Origin of the sequence: Fictibacillus nanhaiensis (genome assembly GCF_019801215.1) — a bacterium.
Classification (GTDB): domain Bacteria; phylum Bacillota; class Bacilli; order Bacillales; family Fictibacillaceae; genus Fictibacillus; species Fictibacillus nanhaiensis_C.
Genome location: NZ_JAHVJO010000001.1, coordinates 554,170 through 565,995, shown reverse-complemented (window position 1 = coordinate 565,995; position 11,826 = coordinate 554,170). Strand labels below are relative to the sequence as shown.

Annotated in this window: 13 protein-coding genes; 2 read left to right on the top strand and 11 right to left on the bottom strand. The window is 39.8% G+C overall.

The features are described 5' to 3' along the window. Nucleotides 1–21: 21 nt before the first annotated feature. Nucleotides 22–1,662, bottom strand: a complete 1,641-nt coding sequence (locus tag KUV80_RS02915; protein ID WP_222461172.1) for an acyl-CoA mutase large subunit family protein — start codon at nucleotides 1,660–1,662, stop codon at nucleotides 22–24. Between the two features lie 184 nt (nucleotides 1,663–1,846). Here KUV80_RS02915 and prli42 point away from each other — a divergent pair, with 184 nt between their 5' ends. Continuing rightward, nucleotides 1,847–1,939 (top strand): stressosome-associated protein Prli42, encoded by a 93-nt coding sequence (prli42, locus tag KUV80_RS02910; protein WP_338083462.1) that lies wholly within the window; start codon nucleotides 1,847–1,849, stop codon nucleotides 1,937–1,939. A 57-nt stretch (nucleotides 1,940–1,996) separates the two neighbouring features. Here prli42 and KUV80_RS02905 read toward each other — a convergent pair whose 3' ends face one another. The 5 genes from KUV80_RS02905 to KUV80_RS02885 all read right to left on the bottom strand — a co-directional run bounded on the left by KUV80_RS02905 (nucleotide 1,997) and on the right by KUV80_RS02885 (nucleotide 5,762). Then, on the bottom strand, nucleotides 1,997–2,485 hold the full coding sequence (locus tag KUV80_RS02905; protein ID WP_222461171.1) for a L,D-transpeptidase: 489 nt from the start codon (nucleotides 2,483–2,485) through the stop codon (nucleotides 1,997–1,999). Nucleotides 2,486–2,524: 39 nt separating this feature from the next. After that, on the bottom strand, nucleotides 2,525–3,499 hold the full coding sequence (locus tag KUV80_RS02900) for an aromatic acid exporter family protein (RefSeq protein WP_222461170.1): 975 nt from the start codon (nucleotides 3,497–3,499) through the stop codon (nucleotides 2,525–2,527). A 92-nt stretch (nucleotides 3,500–3,591) separates the two neighbouring features. Continuing rightward, entirely contained in the window at nucleotides 3,592–4,305 is a 714-nt protein-coding gene (locus tag KUV80_RS02895; protein ID WP_222461169.1) for an amino acid ABC transporter ATP-binding protein, read from the bottom strand. Further along, complete coding sequence (locus tag KUV80_RS02890; protein WP_222461168.1) at nucleotides 4,292–4,957, bottom strand: amino acid ABC transporter permease; 666 nt, start codon at nucleotides 4,955–4,957, stop codon at nucleotides 4,292–4,294. Before KUV80_RS02890 ends, KUV80_RS02895 begins: the two co-directional genes overlap by 14 nt. A gap of 19 nt (nucleotides 4,958–4,976) precedes the next feature. Then, nucleotides 4,977–5,762, bottom strand: a complete 786-nt coding sequence (locus tag KUV80_RS02885) for a transporter substrate-binding domain-containing protein (RefSeq protein ID WP_222461167.1) — start codon at nucleotides 5,760–5,762, stop codon at nucleotides 4,977–4,979. Nucleotides 5,763–5,891: 129 nt separating this feature from the next. On the opposite strand from KUV80_RS02885, the gene KUV80_RS02880 reads away from it, so the two are divergent. Then, complete coding sequence (locus KUV80_RS02880; RefSeq protein WP_222461166.1) at nucleotides 5,892–6,320, top strand: NUDIX domain-containing protein; 429 nt, start codon at nucleotides 5,892–5,894, stop codon at nucleotides 6,318–6,320. 118 nt (nucleotides 6,321–6,438) lie between these two features. On the opposite strand, the gene KUV80_RS02875 is transcribed toward KUV80_RS02880, so the two are convergent. The 5 genes from KUV80_RS02875 to lpdA form a co-directional block, all read right to left on the bottom strand. Further along, a complete protein-coding gene (locus KUV80_RS02875; protein WP_222461165.1) occupies nucleotides 6,439–6,876 on the bottom strand; it encodes a BrxA/BrxB family bacilliredoxin in 438 nt (145 codons plus the stop codon). A 169-nt stretch (nucleotides 6,877–7,045) separates the two neighbouring features. Then, nucleotides 7,046–8,362, bottom strand: a complete 1,317-nt coding sequence (locus KUV80_RS02870; RefSeq protein ID WP_222461164.1) for a dihydrolipoamide acetyltransferase family protein — start codon at nucleotides 8,360–8,362, stop codon at nucleotides 7,046–7,048. An 18-nt stretch (nucleotides 8,363–8,380) separates the two neighbouring features. Further along, nucleotides 8,381–9,364 (bottom strand): alpha-ketoacid dehydrogenase subunit beta, encoded by a 984-nt coding sequence (locus KUV80_RS02865; RefSeq protein ID WP_222461163.1) that lies wholly within the window; start codon nucleotides 9,362–9,364, stop codon nucleotides 8,381–8,383. A gap of 14 nt (nucleotides 9,365–9,378) precedes the next feature. Next, nucleotides 9,379–10,371: a thiamine pyrophosphate-dependent dehydrogenase E1 component subunit alpha gene (locus tag KUV80_RS02860; RefSeq protein ID WP_222461162.1), complete on the bottom strand. Its 993-nt coding sequence runs from the start codon at nucleotides 10,369–10,371 to the stop codon at nucleotides 9,379–9,381. A 14-nt stretch (nucleotides 10,372–10,385) separates the two neighbouring features. Beyond that, nucleotides 10,386–11,807: a dihydrolipoyl dehydrogenase gene (gene lpdA / locus KUV80_RS02855; protein ID WP_222461161.1), complete on the bottom strand. Its 1,422-nt coding sequence runs from the start codon at nucleotides 11,805–11,807 to the stop codon at nucleotides 10,386–10,388. Nucleotides 11,808–11,826 lie beyond the last annotated feature (19 nt).

The following is an 11,826-nucleotide window of genomic DNA, read 5'->3' as shown; positions in this document are numbered from 1 at the left end:
TCTTTCCACTCCTCCTATTCGTTAGACTCCGGTGTATTCTCCAAATTCCTCTCGCAGTACACCACAGACTTCTCCCACCGTACAATAGGATTTAACACACTCTAAAATGACAGGCATTAAGTTGTCCTTTCCCTTAGCAGCAGAACGCAACGATTCCAACTGAGCGCTCACTCGGTTTTGGTCTCTATTGGACTTTAACGTATGCAACTTTTCTCTCTGTTTTTCTCCTAGTTCTGGATCGACCCTTAAAAGGTCTGGCTGTGGTTCATTCTCGATAGTAAATTTATTCATCCCGACGATAATTTCTTGACCGTTTTCAATTTTCTTTTGGGTTTCGTATGAGGTATGATGAATCTCCCTCTGCATGTATCCTTGTTCTACAGCTGATACGGCACCGCCCATCTGTTTTATCTTATCCAGATACTCATTTGCTTTCCCCTCGAGCTCGTCAGTTAAATGCTCTACATAATAGGAACCAGCAAGAGGATCCACCGTGTCAGCCACACCCGTTTCATGAGCTAAAATCTGCTGAGTCCGAAGTGCGATTCTTGCAGAATCTTCTGTGGGCAGAGCGAGTGCTTCATCTCTTGAGTTAGTATGAAGGCTTTGGGTTCCACCTAGAATTGCCGAAAGTGCTTGGGTCGTGACTCTGACGATATTATTGTCTGGCTGCTGTGCTGTAAGAGTCGATCCACCTGTTTGGGTATGAAAACGGAGCTGCCATGATTTTGGATTTTTCGCTCCATATTGTTCTTTCATTAGCTTAGCCCACATTCTTCTAGCAGCTCTGAACTTTGCCGCTTCTTCAAAAAATTGATTATGAGCGTTAAAGAAGAACGCTAAACGCGGAGCAAAATCATCGATATCAAGACCCGCATCCAATGCAGCATCTACATAGGCTATGCCGTTAGCAATCGTAAAAGCCAGCTCTTGTGCCGCGTTAGCACCAGCTTCTCTTATGTGATAACCAGATATACTGATTGTATTCCATCTTGGTACGTGTGACTGACAAAAGCCAAAAATGTCAGTGATTAAACGCATGGACGGCTTTGGAGGGAATATATAGGTTCCCCGGGCAATGTATTCTTTTAAGATGTCATTTTGAATCGTACCCGAAAGCTTTTCAGCACTTATTCCCTGTTTTTCAGCAACAGCGATATACATGGCTAATAAAACAGCAGCTGGTGCATTTATCGTCATCGATGTACTTACTTTATCGAGAGGAAGGTCTTTTAAAAGCGCTTCCATATCTTCCAAGGAATCAATTGCAACGCCTACTTTTCCTACTTCTCCACGAGCCATCGAATGATCGGAATCATAACCAATCTGAGTGGGAAGATCAAAAGCAACTGATAGCCCCGTCTGGCCTTGCTTTAATAAATAATGAAACCTCTTGTTGGTTTCTTCTGCTGAACCGAAGCCAGCATATTGTCTCATCGTCCAGAAACGCGCTCGATACATCGTAGCTTGAGAGCCGCGTGTGTATGGGTACTCTCCAGGCAATCCTAATGAATCGAAAGGATAACTTTCTTCTTCTGCGCCATAAAGCCTTTTAATTTCAATATCTGAAGAAGTATGAAACCGATCTTTTCGTTCTGGAAATTTATTCATCATCTTTTCTGTATTTTCATGCCACTCTTTTAATCGCTGCTGTTTATCCATTAGAAGCCTCCTATTAAAAAAACGAAAAATATTCTCAACATAACTTCTTTCGTTTTGAAAGCGCTTTTTCCTGCATGATTTCGGAAATTTTCGACGAAAAATGCTATACATCCTAAGGAATTCTTGTTTCTATGATTTAAACACGTTACAATTATAGTGGATAAGTAATAGGAGGGAATTCGCTGTGTCTCAGAAACTTATGAAAACAATCGTTTATGTGATGATTATTTCTCTTGTCGTGAGCAGTCTGCTTGCTGGAGTAAGTCTATTCTTATAAAAGTGTAAATCCATAAAACCATAAAAAAGACCCCAGTCAATAGACTGGGGTTATTCGTTATTCAAGGTTATCTTGAAAGCTCTTTTGTGAGGAAATCACTTTTATTTTTGTTCCAATTTTAATTTTCTCATATAAGGCCTGTACATCTTTTTCATACATTCTAATGCAGCCCGCAGTTACAAATCTTCCAATCGCTTCTGGGTTGTTATTTCCATGGATGCCAAAAGTTCGGCCATCGGTGTCGTTAGCATCGAATCCAATCCATCGGGTGCCGAGTGGATTTGTCTTATCTCCACCTGGGATATCCTTTTTTCGATAATAAGGATCTACTGCTTTTACGGTAATGGTAAATTCTCCTTCCGGGGTTAATTCATTTGATTTACCTGTTGCTACTTTATAAACTTCCTGGATCTTACCGTCTTCTATATAAGCAAGTTTGTTATTTGTTTTGTTGACAATGACATACGGATCACCTAAAGCGTGTGCGTCTCCTAAAGGCCACAAAGGAGATAAAAACAAGAGAAAAACGATTTTGAAATTTATCATTACATTCACCCTGTTCTTTTTTCCATAGTATTTGATATTTCAGGTCACGTCATGAGGAACAGGTTCATCTTTTTTAAATTTCTTTTTGATTAGTAAGTATTCTTCTAAATCATGAAGCAGCTGATAAAGTTTAGAGCGTGTTTCAAACTCCAGTCTGTCTTTGGGTAGATGCATTTCTCTAAATTCCTGTCTCATCTTTTCTAGCTCATCCAGAAATAAAGCAGCAGTGTTGCCCGGATGAACTGCAGCACCTAACCGTTCAAAGAACTCTCCCAGTTTTTCTCCTTGAATATATGTCTTGTCGATAGAAGATATAATGGGCAGCATCCTCTGAATGATTTCAAATTGTTTTTCTCTCATTTTAAAATAGTGATAATACTGATTTTCGTATCGTAAAAAATGATTTTCAACATCCCGGAATGCCAAACTTTTTGCATTAGAAATCAAGTCGGCGCACTCTGTGATTTCCTTGCCATCCCATTCATGCTTGTTATGAGCAAGATAGAGATGAAATTCGTGAAAAATCCGTTTATACTTATTTTCCAGCTCTTTTTGCATCGTTAACAACGTCTTTTCCATCGAAGGCATATATAAATTCATAATTAGTCCTATACCAATCCCAATTACAATAATCCCTGCTTCATTAAATACAATTGGCCAGCTTATTTTCTGCAACGTATAGAGGTGCAGAATGATAACAGAACTTGTAATAATTCCTTCTTTTAAGTTCAAGGCTACAAGTGTAGGAATGAACAAAATCAAAAGAATCGTTAAGGCATAAAATTGATACCCGATTAATGTGAATAAGGCAGATGCAAACAAAATACCTAAAAGACAGGCAGCAAATCGCTCCCAAGAACTGATGATCGAACGTTTTTGTGTAACCTTAATACACAGAATCGTTAAAATACCTGCAGATGTATAAAAGTCCAGTTTTAACCACTCCGCAATCGCAATAGCTAATCCTGCACCAATCGCGGTCTTTAACGTACGGTATCCAATCGTAAATTTCATTGTATAAATCCTTCTTTCGCGGTTCTTTCTACATCATTTCCCAGAATTGACCAAATTAAAAAAAGGACCTCTCGTGAAGTCCTTTTCGTTTATTATATCACTTTTTCTAAAAAAGCTTGAGCCCGCTCCGTTTTCGGATCCTTAAAGAAAACATCGGGCGTTTCATCTTCTACTAGCTTACCATCGTCCATAAACAATACACGGTCAGCTACTTCCTTCGCAAATGCCATTTCATGTGTAACGATTACCATAGTCATCCCCGATTTCACAAGGTTTTTCATGACCTGAAGCACTTCTTTTACCATCTCAGGATCAAGTGCAGAAGTCGGTTCGTCAAAAAGCATCACTTCAGGTTTCATAGCTAATGCTCGTGCGATAGCTACCCGCTGTTTTTGTCCACCGGATAACTTTGCCGGATAATCGTTTGCTTTATCAGAAAGCCCTACTGATTTCAGTAATTCGAAGGCATCATTCAGAGACTCTGTTTTTTCTGTTTTCAAAACCTGTCCTGGAGCAAAAGTAATATTTTCTAAGACTGTGAAATGCGGAAAAAGGTTAAAGTGCTGAAACACCATTCCTACTTTTTTTCGGAGTTGGCCTTCCATTTGTTCGATTCCAGTGCCTTCTATCATTATGGAGCCTTCGATACGTGTTTCTAACCTGTTCAAACAACGCAGGAAGGTTGATTTTCCAGACCCTGAAGGACCAATCACCGCAATCACTTCACCTTTATTTATCGTTGTAGTGATACCTTTTAAGACTTCGTTTCTGCCAAAACTTTTTCTTAGACCTTTAACAGTAATCACTTTTTGCAAGCCTCCTTTCCACTACACGTCCTGCTAAAGTTAGGAGCATCACAAGTAAGTAATAAATGAGTCCTGCTAATAATAAGGGTTCAAAAAAACGATAATTGCTTGCTCCAACGATTTGTGCGCGTCTCATTACATCTAAAGCACCAATAACAGAAACGATCGCTGATTCTTTTGTTAACGTAATGAATTCATTCATAAGTGCAGGCAATATATTTTTTAACGCCTGCGGCAAGATGATTTTCAGCATCATGGATTGATAGGATACGCCTAATGCCATAGCCGCTTCTTTTTGGCCTTTATCAACGGCATTTATACCTGCACGGATAATCTCAGAAATGTAGGCGGCAGAATTTAACGCAAAGGTCAATACACCGGCTGTAAAAGCTCCCATATCCACTCCAGTCAGCTGTGGCACTGCATAATAGATAATTAACATCTGCAAAATTAAAGGAGTTCCTCTGAAGATTGATGTGTATGCATCTGCAAACCAGCGTAGTATTGTAATTTTACCAATCTTAAAAAGGGACAGTACCGTTCCCCCAAAAAAACCAAGTACTAAAGAAACCGCTACAAACTGCAACGTAACCCATATTCCATACAATATATATGGAATAGAAGGCACGAGCTGGGCAAAATCCAAGTTCATGCCTATCACTCTCTCTTCTCTATTTTTTCACACCGAACCATTTTTCAATAAGTTTATCCAGTGTGCCATCTTCTTTCATCTTCTTTAACTCTTTATTAAATTCTTCTGTCAGCTCACTATCTTTTGGGAAGGCAATCGCCGAACCAGCTGTTTCAGTGTTTGGCAATACAAATGATGAAAGTTCTTTATTTTTCATAAGAAACTCATAAGCCACAGCATCTTCAATAATTCCTGCATCTATTCGATTTGATTTCATTTCTTGAACCAGTTCGGTTACTTTGTTGCGCTGAACAACATCAAAGTTATGCTCCTTTAAAAGCTTGTCTGCTTCTTTTTCTTGAATAGAACCTAACTGCACACCGAGCGTCTTGCCTTCAAGGTCTTCAACAGATTTAATCGTCTTATCTTTTGTTACAATCAATTGCTGTGCTGCATAATATTCATCTGAAAAATCAACTGACTTTTTTCTTTCTTCATTCGGCGTCATTCCCGCGATAACAAAGTCCGCTTTTCCGCTGTCTATTGCAGGGATAAGACCATTAAAATCCATGTCCTTTATCTCCAACTCATATCCAAGATTGTTCGCGATATGGTTAGCTATATCAATATCAAAGCCAACGATCTCCCCACCTTTTTTGGTATCAACAAATTCATATGGAGGATAATCGGCTGACGTCGCCATGACTAATTTTTGATTATCAGAATCACCCGCTCCAAGAGAAGAAGCTTTTTCTTCAACTGCTCCACAACCCGCTAATATAGCGATAATTATGATAAAATAAATGCTTAAGAAATTACGTATCATTTTGCATATCCCCTTTGCAATGAGTTTATATTTATTCGTTGAAATGAATATTAACACATAAAAATTCATTTTTAAGTATTTTAATAATTCTGAATGTATTTTTATTCATTTGAAAGGTGGTTTTTACATTTGAAGTTTGGTGATGTAATACCTGATGTTCCTTATAGGAGAAGGAATGCTGTCTATGCCGTTGTATTCGATGATAAAAAAGAAAAAGTAGCCGTAATGACTGTAAATGGCAAAGGTTTTTTGCCCGGCGGCGGGATGAATGAATACGAAGAAAAAGAGAAATGCCTTAATAGAGAATGTATAGAGGAAACAGGCTTTTCTTTAGAGATTCAAGGTTATATCGGCCAAGCAAAGCAATATTTTCAATCTAGTAAAAATGAGTACATAATGAATAATGGGTATTTTTATACAGGTGTTTTTGGGGATTTTATTAAGGTGCCGATTGATGAGGATCATGAACTGGTGTATATGGATTTGAAACAGGCTGAAGAAATATTATTGCATCGTTCACACATATGGGCAGTGAAGAACGCATTCGGTTACAGATAGGCTGCATAGAACTTACAGCGCGAGCATAATCATTTCTTCGTTAATAAATATGTATATGGGCAATGAAAAAGCTGTCCAAATTGGCTTTAAGCACCAACTTGGCAGCTTCTATTTATCTTTATGCTTCTTTCTTGCAATACTCTTCAAATGCGCTTCTTAATTTGTTTACGACTTCCATTGGTTCGTGTCCTTCGATTTCATGTCGTTCCACCATCATTTGAATCTTGCCGTCTTTTAATAGTGCGAATGAAGGGGAGGACGGCGGATAACCTGTAAAATGAGCACGTGCGGTTTCCGTTGCTTCTTTATCCTGACCTGCAAAAACAGTTACAAGATGGTCAGGTCTAACATCCTGTTTTACTGAATATGAAGCCGCTGGACGCGCGATACCGCCTGCACATCCACATACGGAATTAATCATAACAAGTGTTGTTCCTTCTTTTGATAACGCATCTTCTACATCCTCTGAATTAAAAAGCTGCGTGTATCCTGCTTCGACCATTTCTTTCCGAGCCGTTTCTACCACATCATTAAATAAATTAAATTGAAAGTTCATTTTGTTCAGCTCCTTTCCTTCTTATTGTACTCAATAAAAGAAATATAAAAAAGAAAAATGCCGTAACATATACGGCATTTTTCTTAGGGGGTTATGGGGTTTGGAGGTGTTGATGTTTAACACTACCCGAAATTAAAACCTCATAAACCTCATTTTATCTTTTTTTAATTTAATAAATGGATGTACTTTCTTTTGTCATGTTTTCAAGACGTTCTTTTACTCGAGCAAGGAAACGTCCACAAACAAGACCATCAAGTACTCGGTGATCTAGTGACAAGCAAAGGTTGACCATGTCTCGAACAGCAATCATTCCATTATTCATAACAACCGGTCGTTTTACGATAGATTCAACAGAAAGAATAGCAGCTTGTGGATAATTAATAATCGGTGTTGACATGACTGACCCAAATGACCCGGTATTGTTTACTGTGAAGGTACCGTTTTTCATATCTTCACCAGAAAGCTTATTCGTTCTTACTTTATCAGCAAGTTCTTTTACATCACGGGCGATCCCTTTAATGGATTTCTCGTCTGCGTGTTTAATAACAGGAACATAAAGAGCATCATCTGTTGCAACAGCGATAGAGATATTGATATCTTTCTTTTGAATAATCTTATCTCCAGCCCACATAGAATTCAGCTGCGGGAATTCTTTTAATGACTCTACAACCGCTTTGATAAAGAACGGTAAGAAAGTTAGGTTATAGCCTTCTTTCGTTTTAAAATCACCTTTTACTGAGTTGCGGTAATCTACAAGATTGGTAACATCCACTTCGACCATTGTCCAAGCATGCGGTGCTTCATGTTTTGATCGAACCATATTTTGTGCAATCGCTTTACGGATACCTGTAACTGGAATCTCGATATCTCCTGGCATTGTGTCAACCGAGATTGGTTTTAAGCCTGAAGCCGACTCTTTCGGTTGAAGGTTTTCTTGTTTGCTTTCAACAACGCTTGAATCAGATGAAGACGATGATGCTTGTTTGTTTTCTGCCGTTGGAATCTCACCAGAATCAATAATCTTTTGCAGATCTTTTCGTGTAATTCTGCCGCTTTGCCCTGAACCTTCGATTTGGTTCAAGTCGATTCCATGTTCAGAAGCCATACGCACGACTGCTGGAGAGTACCGTCCTCTAGCATCTGTATCTTTTTTAGGGGCAGCTGCTGTAGTTGACGTTTCTTTTTTCGAATCCGGAGTCGTTTCTTCCTTTTTAGGAGAAGCAGGTACTTCAGAGCTGCTTCCTCCTTCTGTATCGATATAGCAGATCAGCTCCCCAACAGAAAGCGTGTCCCCTTCACCTGCAACAAGTTCTTTAATCGTTCCGCTAAAAGAGGATGGGACTTCTGCGTTTACTTTATCAGTCATTACTTCAGCTAGAGGATCATATTTTTTTACCGTATCACCAGGCTGTACGAGCCATTTACTGATCGTTCCTTCAGTTACACTTTCCCCAAGCTGGGGCATCGTAATTTTTTCTGTAGCCATTAAAGTTCCCTCCTTTTGTTAAAATGCCGCTAGATCTCTCATGGCTTTTTCTACTTTTTCAGGGTTAACCATAAAATGTTTTTCCATCGTAGGCGCATATGGCATAGCCGGAACATCTGGACCTGCCAAACGTTGAACAGGTGCATCTAATTCGAACAAGCAATTTTCAGCAATGATCGCTGAAACTTCACTCATGATGCTGCCCTCTTTATTGTCCTCTGTAACGAGAAGAACTTTACCTGTTTTAGATGCTGCTTCCATAATCGCTTCCTTATCCAATGGATAAACTGTACGAAGGTCGAGAATATGAGCAGAAATCCCGTCTTTTTCTAATTTTTCTGCTGCTTGCAGTGCAAAATGAACACAGAGACCATATGTAATCACTGTAATATCTTCACCTTCACGTTTCACATCTGCTTTTCCTATCGGCAATGTATACTCTTCCTCTGGAACTTCACCTTTAATCAAACGATAAGCACGTTTATGTTCAAAGAAAAGGACAGGGTCTTCATCACGAATGGCAGACTTTAATAAACCTTTTACATCATATGGCGTAGAAGGCATAACAATCTTCAATCCTGGAACATTCGCAAACAGCGCTTCAACGGATTGTGAATGATAGAGAGCACCATGAACACCGCCGCCATATGGCGCACGAATCGTAATCGGGCAAGACCAGTCATTGTTTGAGCGATATCTGATCTTAGCAGCCTCTGAAACGATTTGGTTTACAGCAGGCATAATAAAGTCAGCAAATTGCATCTCAGCGATCGGACGCATACCATACATAGCTGCTCCGATTCCTACACCAGCTATTGCAGATTCAGCAAGTGGAGCATCGATTACTCTCTGTTCACCAAACTCCTCGATCAAACCAGTCGTAGCACGGAAAACTCCTCCACGCACACCAACATCTTCTCCTACAACAAATACTCGTTTGTCACGCTGCATCTCTTCGCGGATGGCTTGTGTTACAGCATCAATATATGAAATTACCGGCATCTTGTTTTCCCCCTTTACTCTGCGTATACATGAAGAAGTGCGCTCTGTGCATCAGCATATTTTGCATTTTCTGCATATTCTGTAGCTTCATCCACTTCTTTTTGAATATCATCAATCATCTGCTTCTCTAACTCTTCTGTTAGAATTCCGTTTTCTTTTAAATAAGCTGCAAAGGTATGAATCGGATCCTTTGCTTTCGCTTCTTCAACTTCTTCACGTGTTCTGTATGCACGATCATCGTCATCAGAAGAGTGAGGCGTCAAACGATACGCAACTGTCTCAACAAGCGTCGGTCCTTCCCCGCGTCTTCCACGGTCTGCTGCTTCTTTAACCGCTTCATATACAGCTAATGGATCGTTCCCATCTACAGTCACCCCTGGCATACCATAACCAATTGCTCTATCAGACACGTTCACACATGCTAATTGTTTGGAGATTGGAACAGAAATTGCATACTTATTATTTTCACACATAAAAATTACAGGTAATTTATGAACAGATGCAAAGTTAGCACCTTCATGAAAATCTCCTTGGTTTGAAGAACCTTCACCAAACGTTGTAAAAGTGACAAGGTCTTTTCCTTCCATTCTTCCGCCAAGCGCGATACCTACCGCATGAGGTACTTGCGTAGTCACCGGTGAAGAACCAGTGACGATTCGAAGCTTCTTTGAACCGAAATGACCCGGCATCTGACGGCCGCCGCTGTTTGGATCTTCTGCTTTTGCAAAACCGGATAGCATTAAATCTTTTGCTGTCATACCAAATTGCAATACGACTCCCATATCACGGTAGTAAGGTAATACATAGTCTTTTTCATTATCAAGTGCCATTGCCGCACCAACTTGAGCCGCTTCTTGTCCTTGACAGGATATAACAAAAGGAATTTTCCCTGCGCGGTTTAAAAGCCACATGCGCTCATCAATCTTTCGTGCCAATAGCATTGTTTTAAACATATGGATAACATCTTCATTCGTTAAACCTAATTGTTCATGACGTGTTTCTGCCATTTGTTTTACCCTCCTTAAAAATGAATTGCTTTTCCTTCTACAGCTAATGCTGCTTCTCCATAAACTTCTGATAATGATGGATGCGGGTGAATCGTATGACCTATTTCCCAAGGTGTTGCATCTAAAACTTTTGCAAGTCCAGCCTCTGAGATCATATCTGTCACATGCGGACCAATCATATGAACGCCGAGAAGGTCGTCATTGTCTTTATTCGCAATAATTTTTACAAAACCGTCACTTTCACCGTAAACGAGTGCTTTGCCTATTGCTTTAAAAGGGAACTTCCCTACTTTAATGTTGAATCCTTGGTCTTTCGCTTGTTTTTCAGTTAGACCTACACTTGCCATCTCAGGGCTAGAGTAGATACATTTTGAAATATTATCGTAGTTGATTGGCTCAGGCTTTAGATTACATAAATGTTCGACAGCTGTAATCCCTTCGTGTGATGCAACGTGTGCAAGCTGAAGTCCTCCGATCACATCACCGATCGCATAAATATGACTTTCTTCTGTTTGGAAAAAATCATTTGTTGCAATGAATCCGTTTTCAACTTTTATCGTTGTGTTCTCTAATCCAATACCTTCTGTGTTCGCTTGTCGGCCAACAGAAACAAGTATTTTTTCAGCTGAGAACTGCTTTGTTTCTCCTTTATGTTCAGCTGAGATCATTATGCCATCACCTTTTTCTAAAGTATCAGGGAGAACTTTCGCAGAAGTAACAAGCTTTATGCCTTTTTTCTTTAAAACACGAGCCGCTTCTTTCGAGATTTCTTCGTCTTCTGTAGGCACAATTCTATCCGCATACTCTAAAACCGTAACCTCCACGCCGAAATCATTAAGCATTGATGCCCACTCGATCCCGATTACTCCTCCGCCAACGATGAGAATAGAGTTAGGCAATGTTTCCATCTCAAGCGCTTCATCACTTGACATAACATAATTACCGTCAATCTCTAAACCAGGTAATGAACGCGGTCTTGAACCCGTGGCAACGATTACATTTTGCGGAATTAAAATTTCGTTTTCAGTTCCATCGTTAAACTCTACCGAGACCGTACCTGGCATCGGAGAAAAAATGGAAGGACCAAGTATTCGGCCAGTTCCTTCGTAAATTTCGATCTTGCCTTTCTTCATCAGGCTTTGAACACCCATGTGCAGTTGGTTAACGATCGATTGTTTGCGTTCTTGCATCTTTGCAAAGTTAAGAGCTAGTCCTTCGATATCAACACCAAAGTCAGCCGCTTTCTTCGCTGTTTTATATACTTCTGCACTTCTTAACAAAGCTTTACTAGGTATACACCCTCTATGTAAGCAAGTGCCGCCAAGCTTACCTTTTTCAACAACCGCTACTGTTTTTCCTAATTGAGCAGCACGGATGGCGGCCACATAGCCGCCCGTTCCTCCGCCCATTATGACCACATCAAAATCTTTAGACATCGCTCATATCTCCTTTTGC